Genomic DNA, 15,568 nt, shown 5'->3' with positions numbered 1-15,568 from the left:
TTTCATTTAAGGATAAGCATGCATACTTTAATAAAAATGAGCGCAGTAGCCCTTACATTTATGCTATTAGCAGGTTGTCAGAATAACGCTGGAAATCCAGAGTTAAATCAATGTGCACAACAAAACTATCAATGCGAAAGTAGTTGTGAGCAACAATCAACTGGCGAAGGTTTAAAGCAGCAAGTATGCTCAGCTAAGTGTGTTGAGAGCTATAATCAGTGTAAAGCACAAGCCGAAAACTTAGGTAACATATAAGTATTAGGCTTGTACCTGAACAGTAAATATAAAAAAACCGCTCAATGAGCGGTTTTTTATTGCGTATAATTTAGTGACTTAATTTAAGCCTAACTTTTTAAGCTCAACTTCAGCCAATTTGGCTGAAAGCGGTACATAACCGTCTTTTTCTACAATTTTTTGCCCATCTTTCGACAATACCATTTTTAAAAATTCAGCTTCAATTGGTGCTAATGGTTTATTAGGGTGCTTGTTCACGTAAAGGTATAAAAAGCGCGACAGCGGATACTTACCTTGTGCTACATTTTCAAGCGTTGCATCAACAAAGTGGCTGCCTTTTTTGGCCAGTGGAACTGTGCGTACACCAGAGGTTTTATAGCCAATTCCTGAGTAGCCAATCGCGTTCAATGAAGATGAAATAGACTGCACTACAGATGCTGAACCCGGTTGCTCATTTACGTTATTACGAAAGTCGCCTTTACACAGTGCTTTCTTTTTAAAGTAACCATAAGTGCCTGATACCGAGTTACGCCCATACAATTGAATATCTTTAGCAGCCCATTCTCCAGTTAAACCTACGTCACTCCAGCGGTTAACTTGCTGCGTTGCACCGCACTTACGAGTAGATGAAAAAATAGCATCTATTTCATCAATACGTAGCCCTTCTATAGGGTTGTCTTTGTGTACAAATACCGCAAGTGCATCGATGGCAACCCGTACTTCTGTGGGTTTATAACCATGGCGTTTTTCGAATGCTTCAACTTCTTTTGATTTCATTTTACGGCTCATTGGCCCTAAATTTGCTGTGCCTTCGGTTAATGCCGGTGGCGCAGTTGATGAGCCAGCTGCTTGTATTTGAATATTTATATTTGGATAAATACGTTTATATTCTTCAGCCCAAAATGTCATCATGTTCGCTAATGTGTCTGAACCTACCGATGAAAAATTCCCTGAAACACCACTAATTTTTTGATACTCAGGTAGTGCGTTATCCAAAGCGACTGCTTGTGCAGATACAAACGTTGTAACAGCCACACCCATTGCGGCAACTAAGTTTTTAAATTTCATGTGGGGTTCTCCAATTTGTTCGTCCCATTTTTTAACTGTGTTCACTGTAAATTGTGTAGATGACAGTGATATTACCCTTAAATGACACTTTTATGACTTGCCACTTGTTTGTACTGTGCTGCTCATAGGTACTATTTTATTACTTGAAAAATCAAAAGAAAAAAACGAACCTTGACCCAAAACACTACTAATATTTAACTGGCTATTGTGGCGAGTTAATACGTGCTTGGTAATTGCGAGCCCAAGGCCTGAACCACCTGTAGTGCGACTGCGCGCTTTATCTACCCGGTAAAAACGCTCCGTTAAACGATTTATATGCTCAGGCGCAATACCATCACCATTATCGGTTACGCTAAAGCAAGCTCGATCGTTTTGACGCTGCCAACATATTGTTATTTTTCCGCCTGGTTTAGTGTAATGAATGGCGTTAAAAACTAAATTAGAGAATGCACTGCGCAGTTCATCTGCTGATCCGCTAATATCTAAGGAAGTATCAATATTAAAAATAAGCTGATGCTTTTTTTGCTGATTAATTGAGTTAGCTTCTGTTTGAATATAGTTAAGTAGTAAGGGTACATTAACCGCTTTATCGTTATTTTGCTTACGCGCACCTTCTATACGCGATAGTGATAGCAGCTGAGTAACTAAACTGTCCATGCGTTTGCATTGCTCAAGCATAGTATTTTGGGCTTTATTCCACATTGCGGGCGGTGGCATCATGTCGCTATCCATCATCTCAAGATAGCCTGTAACCACCGTGAGCGGGGTTCGCAGTTCATGCGACACATTGGCAACAAAGTCTTTGCGCATTTGTTCTAGTTGCTTTAAGCGGGTTACATCGCGTACTACTACCATTAACTGTGTGCTGGCATAGGGCATAACTCTAAACTCAAGTATTTGCTCTATGTTATGACCACTTTCAAGCTCCAGTGGCTCGGTAAATTGGCCGCGGTGCATATACTTAGCAAATTTAGGTTCACGAATTAAGTTATCCAGACGCTGCCCTTGATCTGTAGGCCACTGCAAGCCTAATACTTTTAATGCCAGTTGATTACACCAATAAATGCTTAAATCATTTTGCAGCACTATCACCGCATCAGGAATGGCTTCAGCACCATCACGAAAGCGATGAATTAATGCCGATAGTTCATTACGCTTTTTACGATTACGATGCTGCAGCTGATAAATACCTTCGAATACCTGCTCCCATGCACCCTCTCCTTCGGGCGGGTTAAAGCTTTGTTGATTAAGCAACCAATCACTTAAACGATAAAGTTGGTAGTAGTGCCAAATAAGTAGCGAAAATGAGCCTAAAAATAACAATAAAAATGGGGCACCTACTAACAGCCCTATTAGCAGTAAAGGTATAAAATAGATAAACAGCCGTTTAACTAAGGTGCGTTTATTAATAACTCTATACATACACTGTTACCTTAAAGTCGCTATCCATTGGTACTTAGTTAAGCTGCAAGTACATTATAATTTACTTGAAAAGCGATAACCTGCTCCGCGTACCGTTTGCACTAAGCGGTCATGTCCTAAGGGTGAAATAGCTTTACGTAAGCGGCGAATATGTACATCAACCGTACGGTCTTCAACGTATACGTTAGTACCCCAAACTTGATCAAGTAATTGCTCACGGCTATATACGCGCTCGGTGTGGGTCATAAAAAAGTGTAGTAATCTAAATTCGGTAGGCCCCATATCAAGCTCACTGCCACCTGAGGTAACGCGGTGCGAAATAGGATCAAGACGCAGGCCATGTACGTCAATTGCTTCTTCTAATGAGGTGGGCGACACACGACGTATAACCGCTTTAATGCGGGCCATGAGTTCTTTGGGCGAAAATGGCTTAGTAACATAGTCATCGGCACCTACTTCTAGGCCGCGTACCTTGTCTTCTTCTTCGCCACGAGCGGTGAGCATAATAATGGGAATAGCGCGCGTGTATTCATTTTGTTTAAACTTTTTAGCAATTTGAATTCCGCTACCCCCTGGTAACATCCAATCGAGTAATACCATATCTGGGTATGGCTCTACCATTGCCGCAATAGCAGAGTCGTAATCTTCTGCTTCAATTGCCTGAAATCCATTTTGTTCTAAAACAAAAACCAACATTTCTCTGATCGGTGCTTCATCATCAACGACTAATACTTTACGTGACATTCCATTTATCTCTTAGCTATCGAATTTGTTTTCATTATTATGACTAAGTATGACACTTTTATGAAAACCTAGCGCGTAAGTTAATATAACAGTAAAAAAACACAAAATAGTGACAAAATAAATATTTACACGCAATTATAGCGATAAAGCAAAGCGTATAGCAGGATCATTATTTTACTAACATTGTGTGTTAAAGCAGCCAACTTTGCTCAGTTAAATAGCATACGCTAACCTAGTAATACAATTATGATCTGCATTGTGATGATCTTAAATTAAAAGATCAGAGTTTTATTAAGCAGATCCGTTTTGGGATCACTATTATACCCAGTGAAATAGCTAAGCTGATGATTGTTTGTACTATTCTTTTATTTAATAATGAATTTAAGTGTCAACTAGGGCTAAAATACCCGTTTACTTAGTAAAGTAATGATCTCAAACTGATCACGTTAGTAATTCAGTGATCCTAATTACCTGCTGTTAGTAAGATATTGATCCCTAAACGGCATAAAAAAAGCCAGTGACAATGCAACTGGCTTTAGTAAAAAGTCTAAAATGATCAATTATTTAATGCGTGGGTCTAACTCGCCGCTTAAATACTTAAGATGCATTTCATCTAATGAAATTGGTTTAATTTTGCTAGCTTGGCCTGCTGTACCAAACGACTCATAACGCGAAATACAAATATCGGTCATGGCTTGAGTTGCTGCCGCTAAAAATTTACGCGGATCGAAGTTTGCCGGATTAAGCGCCAAATGGCGACGCACCGCACCGGTAGATGCTAAACGTAAGTCTGTATCAATATTAACTTTACGTACGCCAAACTTAATCCCTTCAATAATTTGCTCTACTGGCACACCGTAAGTTTCTGGAATTTCGCCACCGTACTGATTAATTATTTCTAACCATTCTTGTGGAACCGATGATGAGCCATGCATTACTAAGTGAGTATTTGGAATACGTGCATGAATTGCTTTAATACGATCAATCGCTAAAATATCATCCGTTGGTGGACGAGTAAATTTATACGCACCGTGCGATGTACCACAAGCAATTGCCAGCGCATCAACATGGGTTTTATTTACAAAGTCAGCCGCTTCTTCTGGATTAGTTAGCATTTGCTCAGTGGTTAATTTACCCTCTGCGCCAATACCATCTTCTTCGCCTGCTTCACCTGTTTCAAGCGAACCTAAAACACCCAGTTCGCCTTCAACAGAAACACCACACGCATGTGCCATTTCTACAGTTTTACGGGTTACTTCTACGTTGTATTCGTAGCTTGAAGGTGTTTTACCATCGCTCAATAATGAGCCGTCCATCATTACTGATGAAAACCCAAGTTGAATTGAACGCTGACATACACCCGGTGATGTACCGTGATCTTGATGCATAACCACTGGAATATGTGGCCACTCTTCAACCGCTGCTAAAATCATATGACGAATAAATGGGGCACCAGCATAAGCACGTGCGCCTGCAGAACCTTGCACAATTACAGGGCTATTGGTTTTGTCAGCCGCTTCCATTATTGCGCGCATTTGCTCTTGGTTGTTAACGTTAAAAGCAGGTACGCCATAACCATGCTCAGCGGCATGATCCAGAAGTTGTCGCATACTGATTAAAGCCATTGGGTTTTCTCCAATTTTTTGATAGCAGTTCTCTGCCATCTTGTTTGAACGGATGTGTTAGTTTGGCGCAATCACTGCGCCACGAATTAGTACTGATAAACAGTAACTAACGCGTAAAAATCAATTATTAAATTAGGGTGAGAGGTATTTAATAATTAATTATTGCGGATGAAGTAACCTCCATCCGCTTACGCCTAAATAAAATAAATTACTTAGCGCGCGATTCTAGCATTTCAACTGCTGGTAGCTTTTTGCCTTCTAAAAACTCTAAAAACGCACCACCACCAGTAGAAATATACGATATTTTATCGCTAATGCCGTACTTATCAATTGCCGCTAAGGTGTCGCCACCGCCTGCAATCGAAAACGCATTTGAATTAGCAATAGCTTGGGCAATAGCACGAGTACCGTTACCAAATTGGTCAAACTCAAACACGCCAACAGGGCCATTCCATACTACAGTACCTGCATTAGCAATTATTTTTGCCAGCTTGTTTGCTGTATCTGGGCCAATATCAAAAATCATATCGTCGCTGGTAACTTCACTTACATCTTTAAGTGTTGCTACTGCTGAGTCTGAAAACTCATTACCTACAACAACATCAGTCGGTACTGGAATTTCACCATTGTTAGCAACAGCCGCTGCGCATAAGCGATTCGCTTCATCCATTAAATCAGCTTCGTAAAGCGATTTACCAACAGGATAACCCGCCGCCGCAATAAAGGTATTAGCAATACCGCCACCGGTTACTAGCTGATCAACAATTTTTGATAGTGAATCAAGCACTGTTAATTTAGTAGACACTTTTGAACCACCCACAATCGCCACTAATGGGCGAGCTGGGTTATCAAGTGCTTTGCCAAGAGCTTCAAGCTCTGCCGATAATAATGGCCCTGCACACGCAACATCTGCAAATAATCCTACACCATGGGTAGAGGCTTGTGCGCGATGCGCCGTACCAAATGCATCCATTACGTAAACATCACATAATGCTGCAAGTTGTTTAGATAGCGCTTCGTCGTTATTTTTTTCGCCTTTGTTAAAGCGTACGTTCTCAAATACCACCACTTCGTTATCAGCAAGTTCAACACCGTTTAGGTAGTCTTTTTCTAAACGTACTGTTTGCTCTAGGGCATCGTTTAAGTAATTAACGACAGGAGCAAGAGAAAACTCTTCGTCATATTCCCCTTCCGTAGGGCGGCCAAGGTGTGACATAACCATTACTTTTGCGCCTTTTTCAAGGGCTAACTTAATTGTTGGTAGCGCCGCACGAATACGCGCATCTGACGTCACTTTACCTGCTTTAACGGGTACATTTAAATCTTCACGAATTAATACACGCTTGCCGTTTAAATCTAAATCTGCCATTTTTATGACCGACATGAACATCTCCTTAGTTAACGATACTAAACCCAATAAAAGGCGGTTATTTTATATTAGTTATTTTTTCTAACGCGACCATTGCACGCGCAGTGTCGAGCATTCGATTAGCAAAACCCCACTCGTTATCGCACCAAACTAGTAACTTTATCAGTCGTTTATGACTAACTCGTGTTTGGGTACCATCTATAATACAAGAATGTGGATCATGATTAAAATCAATCGATACTAGTGGCTCTGCGGTGTAACTTAAAATGCCTTCAAGGCGATCTTTAGCTTGTGCTTTAAGCGCGTTATTTACTGCATTTAAATCTACATCGGTATTAACCGTTACACTTAAATCCATAGCCGTTACGTTAATAGTAGGCACGCGTACAGCAATGGCTTCAAAGCGGCCTTTAAATTTAGGTAAAATACGGTCTATACCGCGGGCTAGTTTTGTATCAACTGGAATAATAGATTGGCTGGCTGCGCGTGTACGGCGTAAATCGTGGTGGTAGGCATCAATTACCGGCTGATCGTTCATCGAGGCATGTATTGTGGTAATAGCACCCGATTCAATACCAAATGCATCATCTAACACTTTAATAACCGGCACTACACAGTTAGTAGTACACGAACCATTAGAGACGATAGTGTGCTCTGGTTTTAGCTCATCGTCGTTAATACCATAAACAATAGTGGCATCAACATCGTTATCAGCTGGATGCGAAAACAACACTTTTTTAGCGCCTGCGGTTAAATGTAGCTGTGCATGTTCGCGCGAGTGATAAACCCCAGTACATTCAAGTACTACGTCTACACCTAAGGTTTTCCAAGGTAATTCCGCCGGATTTGGCTCACAGAAAAGAGCAATAGCATCGCCTGCTACGCTAATGGTGTCCTCACCAAGCTTTACAGGAAAAGAGAAACGACCATGAGAGGTGTCGTATTTTAATAAGTGAGCAATAGCTTCAGGGTCAGCAAGTTCGTTAATCGCAACAATTTTTATCTCGTTGCTCAAACCTGATTCGTATAACGCGCGGACAATATTTCGACCAATACGACCAAAACCATTAATTGCAAGTTTGATTGCCATGAAATATAAAATCCACTCTTTTTGCGTGCAGATAAAGGCAATGTGCCTTTTAGATGGCGGTATTGTAATCGACCTTGAGCTTTATTATAAGAGGGAGCGATTAGAAACTTTAAATAAATGATAAGTTAAATATGTAACTCGCGGCCATTCGTTGTCAGAACTTTGCTTAATAAATTGCTCCCAGAGCAAAACAACGCCTGCCATTTTCACGCTAGCAATAACGCTACTATAAACAAAGCTAGTCGCCGTTAGTAACCAACCAGCAAAACCCTATATATTTAAGTTATTGTTAAATATAGCATTATTCATTTTTCAATCGCTATTTTATTTTAATACAAAAAACTTTAACTGCATATTTTGACGCTACAGCTGGATACTTATCCATTTAGTATCTACTGCGCATAAGTAAAAAATGTCCCCCTGCCACTCTGGTTGTTTTTTGAACAATGTTGACTATTATATAATTACTGCTACGCACATTCGCTTAAGCAACACTTTAAGGAGCAAGGTTATGAACAGTAGTCATGTTTCACTCTCCAACAGGTTAGTTTTACATCAGTTTCTAGCCATTTTTATTGCTATATGCGCATTTAATACCAACGCACAGCAAACCAAATCAGAAAAAAATGAATTGGCACGCATGCAAGCACAATTGAATGCTGAGGTTATGTCTAGACCCTTTTTGGCTGAAAAGCCTGAAGAGGTCGATGCTTATATAAAAAGTATGCTAGAGAAAAATATTAAACCTGAAGAATACAAAGGCACTTATTGGCGTAACGGCTATACCTGTCGAGATCTACTCAGATATAACTGGACTCAGTATCGTAATTGTCGTTACTACTACCGTTATCACGGCCGGTATTATTAGAGTAATGATTTTAGTTAATCTGTCTGATCCATAAATTCAAATTAGAAGGAAATTACTATGATAATGCATCAAATATATATTGTACTGTTTGCTGTTTTTACGCTTTTTATTTCGGGTTGTGGAGCAATTCATACCTCAATAGCTAAAAAAGATTTGGATGTACAAACCAAGCTCAGCACTTCTATCTTTGTTGATCCTGTTCCATCACAACAGAGAAAAATTTATATGGAGGTTCGATCTGCAGTAATGGAATTTGATCGTAATGTGTTTAGACAATCCCTGATCACTCAAATAGAGAGTAGTGGTAATGGCTATCAAATTGTCGATAGCCCTAGTGATGCGCAATACAGTATGAGTGTTTTTGTACGTAACTTAGAAAAGGCCTCTCCTACAGCAGCTGAAAACTATTTAAGCAGGGGTTACGAAGGCGTTGCTGCAGGTTCTGCAGTAGCATTTGCATCTGGTAGTGGATATCGCGGGGCCGCAGCCGGTGGCATAATTGGTGGCTTAGTTTCAACTGCCACAAATGCGTTTGTTAAAGACGTAACCTATCTTTTGGTGGCCGATATTCAAATAAAAGAGCGAGCTCGTAGTGGCGTAATAGTGCGTCGTGATTCAAAGACCAATACTAAAATATCTGACGATGGCGCAACAACTCAAACTTACTCAGAAGCAACTGATCAAAAAGAATACCGAACCCGTGTGGTCACCACGGCTAATAAAGCAAATTTAGAACTTGAGGAGGCCCAGCCACTTATGTTTGAAAAAACAGCCTACGCAATGGCTTCTTTTTTCTAATAATAATAACTAAAAGTACGGCATTATAGTGCCGTGCTTTTATTTTACTTCTTGATTATCTAATCTTAATTACTCTCTAATCTCTAGGCATTTTCAAAACAAATGTAACTACAAAATAAAACTGGCACCCAATAATTTAAATTATTGATGATAAAGTAAATAATAATTAATTATTGCCTTAAGGGTAGCCCCTAAGGCTTATATAACAGTTATTTATCACCTAAATACTCTGCCATTATTTGTTCAATTTTTTGATCTTCTGCAAGCCTTAATAAAACTAAGTTAACGTCGTTAACTAGTTTACTGTCGGCTCTAAATGCGAAGCCGTAACCTTGCTTATAATACTCCGCACTTGGAATATGAATATTCTCTGCTTTATGTTTATTTTTATAAAACAACAATTGTGGACGGTCAAAAACAACGCCATCAACACTTTTATCTTTTAGTCTTTCCATGGCTTGGCTTAGGTTATTTACCAATACTTTTTGGCCTTGATGTTCTTCAATAAAGCCTATAGCTGGCGAGCCTGCTGATGCTGCAATTTTTTTACCTGGAAATTGTTCAACTTGTGTAATAGTAGAACTGCTAAAGCTTGATACGGTAAGAGTACTGGCAATACCTGCAATCATTGATGTAGCAAAAATTAATGAAATAATCATCCAACAACCAGCTACAACTCGGCCTTTTAAGCTCACCGGTGCCATGTCGCCATAACCTGTTGTACTCATAGTCACTATGGCTAGCCACATACCGTTAGCTATCCCTCTTTTTGGATCTGCAGGAAACTGCTCTGGAGAATGTTTGCGCTCAGCAAGCCAAAAGAGCAGCCCAACAATGGCTAGTAAAGATAAAAATATGGCAACAGCAATTAGTAATTGCATGCTAAAAAAGGGTTTTATTTTACCCCAAATACTGGCATTTTCATCGCGCGAGGCAATAGTAAGACTCGATTGGTAATAAGGCTGAGAAAACAGAAACTTTTCCACTCGCTCCGAGGTAATACTAATCGGCCCAGCAAGTAAATCAACTTCGCCTTGCTGCAAAGCGGTAAGTGCCTCATCAACCGTAGTAAAATATTTATATTGGTATTCCCAATTTTTTTTATCGGCTATATTTTCCCAAATTGTAAGTGAAATCCCCTCTAGTGAATTATTTTGGGGATTGTGTATAACAAAGGGAGCATCCCCCGCTACACCAACGGTCAAACCTGTCTCTGGCAAAGCACTTTGAGCATGCACCGATAAGGTTAAAATTGCCATAAGGCTTAAAGCGCCTACACGTAATGAATTTAATATTTTTGTTAGCATAAAAACTCAATTGTTTGGGGTGATGTGAATAGCTTATAAGCTCACAAACATACTAATAGAATATGTATAAGGTTACGAAAGTGTAAAATAGTTTCAAGCTAAGGTCAAAAATAGCTTGATTTAGCGCTTAATTTTCAGATGGTAGCCTTAGCTTTCAGATAAAAATAAAAGCCAAGTACGGTGTTTAAAATGCATAAACACTATTTATTAAAGAGGTTAAGAGTGCATAAAGTAGTGATTTAAATCGTAGCAAATAAAGCTAGCAACTAAACAAGCTCCCTCACTTTTAATCCTCTGCCACTACTTATTTGATGGCACTGCGCCAAAAATAACTCTGCTGTGGCTTGTGCGTCGGTAAGTGCGTGATGACAATGATAACTAGGCAGTTCGTAGCGATTACGACATTCGTTTAACGTTAAATCATCTTGCTTTATTTCGACGCCTTGATGTTGCAGGCGCTTTTTTTCTATTTGTAAGGTGCAGAGTATTAGTTTTGGCCGCGTAGTAATATTGGCATTTTTAAGCGCTAGTTTTAAAAAACCCCAGTCGAGCATGGCATTATGAAACACTAAAATACAGTCATTAAAGTGCTCACTAAGGTGCTCTAAAATACTATGTAAACTTTGCCCTGCAGCTACATTATCATTATTAATGCCGTGATAAACTGGGCTTTGTGCCAAGTTTTTAACCTCTTTATTAATTAAATGCTGCGACTGACTCATTTTTATACATTGATTTTCTATAACCACCCAAGCTAGCGACACTATTTCGTGCTGCTTGGCGTCAAGCCCAGTTAGCTCTAAGTCAATCACTAGGTAGCGCTGCTTTAAAGCAGCATGTGCCAGTAGCTGTCGCCTTTTAAAATAACGGGTAATTAAGCGCTTAACCATAATGTTTATTACTCGCTTTGTGCGCCGCTTTTTTATAAACAGCCATGCTATAAGCTACCACGGGCAAATTTAAACACAGCGGCTTGCTGCGCTTGTTTTACCAGATAAAATGCTTCTTTTAGTTGGTGGCGCTCTAAAGAGTTTAATTGGTCGGGGTTAATACAATTACTGGGCAGCCCTTCTTGATTTATTTGCGTGCTTAATCGCAGCTGGGTTAAAAAACGCCAGCAATCTTTTAGGTTATAAATATCTTCTTTGCTGAGTAAAGTGTGTTTTAACAATGCGTCTAAACGCTCTTGGGTATTGGCACGGCGAATCCCCGCTCTTAATGCATATAAACGCACTATGTCGTTAATTATTACTACGCCACGTTTTTTTAAGTCGATATATTTATAGTTTTTTTCTGTTTTTTCGGTTTTAAAATTATTAAACAAGCCTATAGGCACGCTGTTTGAGTCAATGTCGTTGGCCATGGCGGCGTAAAATAATTCGTTGCGTGACATGTGCGTAAGTTGCTCATAAAACTTACTATAAAGTGTGTGTGAGCCTTCGATAAAGCGTAAATCAAAAAATATTTTACAGTTGAGCATGGCTTGAGGGGTTGGGCTGCTTATCCATTTAAAAAAGCGCTCGCGCCAGTCACTAATACTCATTCGGCACAACTCGCTACTGGCCATTATATTGCCAGGGCAACGTCTAATGCCGCACTCTACTAAGTTTTCGCAAACATATTCCCCCATGCCTTTAAAGTAGGCTAACTCATCGTCATTTAAACCATCGGGTAATAATAAGCCATTATCTTGATCTGAATGTAGGGTTTGTTCTTCACGGGCTTGCGAGCCAAAACAAATAAAACTAAAACTACTTGGTGCTACTCCATGTTCTTGTTGATACAAATAAATTAGCCGCGAGGTGAGTGCATCGGTTAGGCCACTGAGTAATTTGCCAATTAGCGATATGTCGTCAATATTATACGAAAAGCCGCGCAGCAACTCTGGGATCTCTTTGGCGTAGCGTTTTAAATCGACAATAGCGCGCGCTTTATAAATACGACCTATAAGTTGTACCGGGTCGCTTTTTTGCTGGCGTAATAAATCGGTACTGGTGATCATTCCCAAAGGTTTGTGGTTTTCGTCAAGTACTGGAATATGATGAATATTATGTTTAAGCATTAGGTGCAGCGCTGAAAACACCCGGTTATTTTCAAAAATAAACTTGGGTTTTGCTGTCATTATGCTGCTTACGCTTTGCTGTGGATCAACTTCATCTGCCAGTACCCGATTACGTAAGTCGCGGTCGGTTACTACCCCAACTAAGTGCGCATCTTGGGTGATCATAATAGATGACACACCATACTTTTGCATTTGTTTTGCCGCGTGGCGAATACTCGAATCTGGCGTTAAAGTAATGGCTTTTCGGGTCATTAATTCCGATATTTTTCTCTCCGACCAGCTTTCAGTTTTACTTTTATAATGTGATGAGAGTAAGCGGTTTGCATGAGCGCGAACAAAATATTGCTCAAACGGTTTATATTCACGGCGCAAATAATCAAACGGCTCCTGAGGCAGCATATACACTATGCCCTCTTTTTGTACTTCCAACCTGTTTTGCATCGCCTCACCGGTTAATAACGACGGAAAACCAAAATAATCACCTTGTGCTAAACGCGTAACTATATCGCCTTTACTATCCACTAAATCGTATAAGCCTGAGCGAATTAAAAATAACTTAGGATGCTCACTTTTCAGCCATTGTGCTTGGTTTTCACGGTTGAGGTAAGCAATATCAAGGTGCTTTACAAAATAACTGCAAGCACTCGCCTCAAGCATGCTAAACGGGGCCTGCATAGTTACAAATTGGGTTATATCTTGCTGCTCTGCACTCATAGTTACGCTCGTTAAGTGATTTATATAAGGTTTAATGTAATCATTTATTAAACAAATAAAAAGCCCGACTTAAGTCGGGCTTTTGGTACTTTTATTGCCTGTTAAGCAAATAGACTTAGTGATCGTGAGCTTCACTAGATCCTTTAGGATTACGAATACCTTCAACCAACTGCTGAATTTCCAGTGGTGTCGGTTTAGTAAATTTAAGTACTATTGCAGCAACTGCAAAGTTAATTATCATACCTACTAAGCCAATACCTTCAGGTGAAATACCTAAAAACCAATGCTCGGCACTATTAAGCTCTGGGCTAACAAATTTAAAGTAAATAATATAACCGGCGGTAAAACCAATACCCGTTACCATGCCAGCAATTGCGCCTTCTCTGTTCATTGCTTTAGAGAATATACCCATAATAATAGCTGGGAAGAAACTCGCTGCCGCTAAGCCGAAGGCAAATGCAACCACCGATGCCACAAACCCTGGCGGGTTAATCCCAAAGTAGGCGGATATAACAATAGCGACCATGGCAGCTAACCTCGCTGCGAGTAACTCTTGCTTATCGCTAATATTAGGCTTAAGGGTTCGCTTGAGTAAATCGTGCGATACGGAGGTAGAAATAACTAACAGTAAACCTGCGGTTGTTGATAATGCTGCTGCAATACCACCGGCAGCAACTAGGGCAATAACCCATGCTGGTAAGTTAGCTATTTCGGGATTAGCAAGTACCATAATGTCGCGGTCAACATCTACTTCATTAGCACTGTTTGGATCGTCAATGCTGCCTGAAGTGTAAAACATTTTGCCATCACCATTTTTATCATTAAAGGTAATTAAGCCGGTACGTTCCCAGTTTTTGATCCACGTTGGTGCTTGTGCATACTCTGTACCGCTACCATCTTTACCGTTAATAGTATCAACCATGTTTACGCGAGCAAATGCAGCAACTGCTGGTGCTGTAGTATAAACAATAGCAATAAACACTAAGGTCCATGCCGCTGATATACGCGTATCTTTAACGCGAGGTACAGTGAAAAAGCGAACAATTACATGTGGTAAACCTGCAGTACCCACCATTAATGCACCGGTAATAGCAAATACATCAATCATACTCTTAGAGCCTTCGGTATACTGAGAAAAGCCCAATTGCGAACTTATGCCATCTAGCTTATCAAGCACATAAGCACCTTCTCCGCCAATTAGTGTGGCACCAAAACCAGTTTGTGGCAGGAAGTGACCTGTCATCATCATAGAGATAAAAATGGCCGGTACTAAGTAAGCAAATACCAGCACACAATACTGTGCAACCTGCGTATAAGTAATACCTTTCATACCACCTAAAACAGCATAAAAGAATACAATAACCATACCTATGTATACACCGGTTTCAATTTCTACTTCTAAAAAGCGAGAAAAAACCACGCCTACACCACGCATTTGCCCTGCAATGTAGGTAAAACAAATGAATATGGCACAAAAAATAGCAACTAAACGTGCGGTACGTGAGTAGTAACGGTCGCCAATAAAGTCTGGCACAGTAAACTTGCCGAATTTACGTAAGTAAGGCGCTAAACACATGGCAAGTAATACATAACCACCTGTCCACCCCATTAAGTAAACGCCGCCGTCGTAACCCGCAAACGAAATAATACCCGCCATTGAAATAAACGACGCCGCGCTCATCCAATCGGCAGCGGTTGCCATACCATTAGCTAAAGGAGGTACGCCGCCGCCCGCTACATAAAACTCTTTAGTTGAACCCGCTCGGGCCCAAATTGCAATGCCGATATAAAGCGCGAAGCTTAAACCAACAATTAAAAACGTGAGTGTTTGAACATCCATTGCTTAGCTCCTATTCGTCTACGCCATATTTTTTATCTAACGTATTCATTTTGACTACGTACACAAAAATCAAAGCCACAAAGGTATAAATTGAACCTTGCTGGGAGAACCAGAAGCCAAGTTTAAACCCAAAAAAACGTACTTCATTAAGTACATCAACCAGTAATATGCCAAAACCAAATGACACGACAAACCACACTGCTAATAATTTAAATAACAGTGAAATATTTTCCGCCCAATAAGCTTTTGCTTGTTCTTCATCTTTAAAAGCCATTTTTATTTTCCCCTTTAAGCATCACTAAAAAGTAATGAGTGGTTTATTTTTCATCTACCAATTTAGCAACGCAATGCAAATATTGAATTGCGACCATAGTCGTAACAGCTTGTTAACTTTTAAGTAAAAAATCAGCATTTTGTAGATGTTAAA

At 39.9% G+C, this 15,568-nt stretch carries 14 protein-coding genes; 3 read left to right on the top strand and 11 right to left on the bottom strand.

The genetic code is table 11. The annotated features are described in order from the left end of the window. Positions 1-18: 18 nt before the first annotated feature. The gene (locus RB215_RS03135) at positions 19-255 is read left to right on the top strand and encodes a hypothetical protein (RefSeq protein WP_011327299.1); all 237 of its coding nucleotides are present in this window, start codon (positions 19-21) and stop codon (positions 253-255) included. A gap of 78 nt (positions 256-333) precedes the next feature. Here RB215_RS03135 and RB215_RS03130 read toward each other — a convergent pair whose 3' ends face one another. The 6 genes from RB215_RS03130 to epd form a co-directional block, all read right to left on the bottom strand. Further along, a complete protein-coding gene (locus RB215_RS03130; RefSeq protein WP_011327298.1) occupies positions 334-1,302 on the bottom strand; it encodes a PstS family phosphate ABC transporter substrate-binding protein in 969 nt (322 codons plus the stop codon). A 90-nt stretch (positions 1,303-1,392) separates the two neighbouring features. Continuing rightward, on the bottom strand, positions 1,393-2,724 hold the full coding sequence (phoR, locus tag RB215_RS03125; RefSeq protein ID WP_309216864.1) for a phosphate regulon sensor histidine kinase PhoR: 1,332 nt from the start codon (positions 2,722-2,724) through the stop codon (positions 1,393-1,395). A gap of 54 nt (positions 2,725-2,778) precedes the next feature. After that, positions 2,779-3,468 (bottom strand): phosphate regulon transcriptional regulator PhoB, encoded by a 690-nt coding sequence (gene phoB, locus RB215_RS03120; RefSeq protein ID WP_011327296.1) that lies wholly within the window; start codon positions 3,466-3,468, stop codon positions 2,779-2,781. Between the two features lie 560 nt (positions 3,469-4,028). Beyond that, on the bottom strand, positions 4,029-5,093 hold the full coding sequence (gene fba / locus RB215_RS03115; protein ID WP_011327295.1) for a class II fructose-bisphosphate aldolase: 1,065 nt from the start codon (positions 5,091-5,093) through the stop codon (positions 4,029-4,031). 208 nt (positions 5,094-5,301) lie between these two features. Continuing rightward, positions 5,302-6,477, bottom strand: coding sequence for a phosphoglycerate kinase (locus RB215_RS03110; protein ID WP_011327294.1), 1,176 nt, complete (start codon positions 6,475-6,477; stop codon positions 5,302-5,304). A 43-nt stretch (positions 6,478-6,520) separates the two neighbouring features. Continuing rightward, positions 6,521-7,552, bottom strand: a complete 1,032-nt coding sequence (gene epd / locus RB215_RS03105; RefSeq protein ID WP_089367797.1) for an erythrose-4-phosphate dehydrogenase — start codon at positions 7,550-7,552, stop codon at positions 6,521-6,523. A gap of 511 nt (positions 7,553-8,063) precedes the next feature. Between epd and RB215_RS03100 the strand changes: the two genes are divergently transcribed. After that, on the top strand, positions 8,064-8,420 hold the full coding sequence (locus RB215_RS03100; RefSeq protein WP_011327292.1) for a hypothetical protein: 357 nt from the start codon (positions 8,064-8,066) through the stop codon (positions 8,418-8,420). 57 nt (positions 8,421-8,477) lie between these two features. Further along, a complete protein-coding gene (locus RB215_RS03095; protein ID WP_011327291.1) occupies positions 8,478-9,218 on the top strand; it encodes a complement resistance protein TraT in 741 nt (246 codons plus the stop codon). 209 nt (positions 9,219-9,427) lie between these two features. Here RB215_RS03095 and RB215_RS03090 read toward each other — a convergent pair whose 3' ends face one another. The 5 genes from RB215_RS03090 to RB215_RS03070 all read right to left on the bottom strand — a co-directional run bounded on the left by RB215_RS03090 (position 9,428) and on the right by RB215_RS03070 (position 15,415). Then, positions 9,428-10,525, bottom strand: coding sequence for a transporter substrate-binding domain-containing protein (locus tag RB215_RS03090; RefSeq protein WP_115121833.1), 1,098 nt, complete (start codon positions 10,523-10,525; stop codon positions 9,428-9,430). 266 nt (positions 10,526-10,791) lie between these two features. Next, positions 10,792-11,415, bottom strand: coding sequence for a 3'-5' exonuclease (locus RB215_RS03085; protein ID WP_192532045.1), 624 nt, complete (start codon positions 11,413-11,415; stop codon positions 10,792-10,794). A 47-nt stretch (positions 11,416-11,462) separates the two neighbouring features. Further along, the gene (locus RB215_RS03080; RefSeq protein WP_309216863.1) at positions 11,463-13,301 is read right to left on the bottom strand and encodes a putative nucleotidyltransferase substrate binding domain-containing protein; all 1,839 of its coding nucleotides are present in this window, start codon (positions 13,299-13,301) and stop codon (positions 11,463-11,465) included. A 115-nt stretch (positions 13,302-13,416) separates the two neighbouring features. Continuing rightward, a complete protein-coding gene (locus RB215_RS03075) occupies positions 13,417-15,141 on the bottom strand; it encodes a sodium:solute symporter family protein (RefSeq protein ID WP_011327287.1) in 1,725 nt (574 codons plus the stop codon). 10 nt (positions 15,142-15,151) lie between these two features. Beyond that, on the bottom strand, positions 15,152-15,415 hold the full coding sequence (locus RB215_RS03070) for a DUF4212 domain-containing protein (protein WP_011327286.1): 264 nt from the start codon (positions 15,413-15,415) through the stop codon (positions 15,152-15,154). Between the last annotated feature and the right edge of the window lie 153 nt (positions 15,416-15,568).

The sequence above is a fragment of the Pseudoalteromonas sp. HL-AS2 genome (assembly GCF_031198805.1).
In the GTDB taxonomy this organism is placed as follows: Bacteria; Pseudomonadota; Gammaproteobacteria; order Enterobacterales; family Alteromonadaceae; genus Pseudoalteromonas; species Pseudoalteromonas nigrifaciens.
The sequence above is the reverse complement of the archived record's forward strand: the minus strand, read 5'-3'. Positions and strand labels throughout refer to the sequence as shown.

Excerpts from the sequence above, each read along its gene's own strand:
- RB215_RS03135 (WP_011327299.1), top strand. The coding sequence starts at position 19 with ATGCATACTTTAATAAAAATGAGCGCAGTAGCCCTTACATTTATGCTA.
- RB215_RS03130 (WP_011327298.1), bottom strand. The coding sequence starts at position 1,302 with ATGAAATTTAAAAACTTAGTTGCCGCAATGGGTGTGGCTGTTACAACG.
- phoR (WP_309216864.1), bottom strand. The coding sequence starts at position 2,724 with ATGTATAGAGTTATTAATAAACGCACCTTAGTTAAACGGCTGTTTATC.
- phoB (WP_011327296.1), bottom strand. The coding sequence starts at position 3,468 with ATGTCACGTAAAGTATTAGTCGTTGATGATGAAGCACCGATCAGAGAA.
- fba (WP_011327295.1), bottom strand. The coding sequence starts at position 5,093 with ATGGCTTTAATCAGTATGCGACAACTTCTGGATCATGCCGCTGAGCAT.
- RB215_RS03110 (WP_011327294.1), bottom strand. The coding sequence starts at position 6,477 with ATGTCGGTCATAAAAATGGCAGATTTAGATTTAAACGGCAAGCGTGTA.
- epd (WP_089367797.1), bottom strand. The coding sequence starts at position 7,552 with ATGGCAATCAAACTTGCAATTAATGGTTTTGGTCGTATTGGTCGAAAT.
- RB215_RS03100 (WP_011327292.1), top strand. The coding sequence starts at position 8,064 with ATGAACAGTAGTCATGTTTCACTCTCCAACAGGTTAGTTTTACATCAG.
- RB215_RS03095 (WP_011327291.1), top strand. The coding sequence starts at position 8,478 with ATGATAATGCATCAAATATATATTGTACTGTTTGCTGTTTTTACGCTT.
- RB215_RS03090 (WP_115121833.1), bottom strand. The coding sequence starts at position 10,525 with ATGCTAACAAAAATATTAAATTCATTACGTGTAGGCGCTTTAAGCCTT.
- RB215_RS03085 (WP_192532045.1), bottom strand. The coding sequence starts at position 11,415 with ATGGTTAAGCGCTTAATTACCCGTTATTTTAAAAGGCGACAGCTACTG.
- RB215_RS03080 (WP_309216863.1), bottom strand. The coding sequence starts at position 13,301 with ATGAGTGCAGAGCAGCAAGATATAACCCAATTTGTAACTATGCAGGCC.
- RB215_RS03075 (WP_011327287.1), bottom strand. The coding sequence starts at position 15,141 with ATGGATGTTCAAACACTCACGTTTTTAATTGTTGGTTTAAGCTTCGCG.
- RB215_RS03070 (WP_011327286.1), bottom strand. The coding sequence starts at position 15,415 with ATGGCTTTTAAAGATGAAGAACAAGCAAAAGCTTATTGGGCGGAAAAT.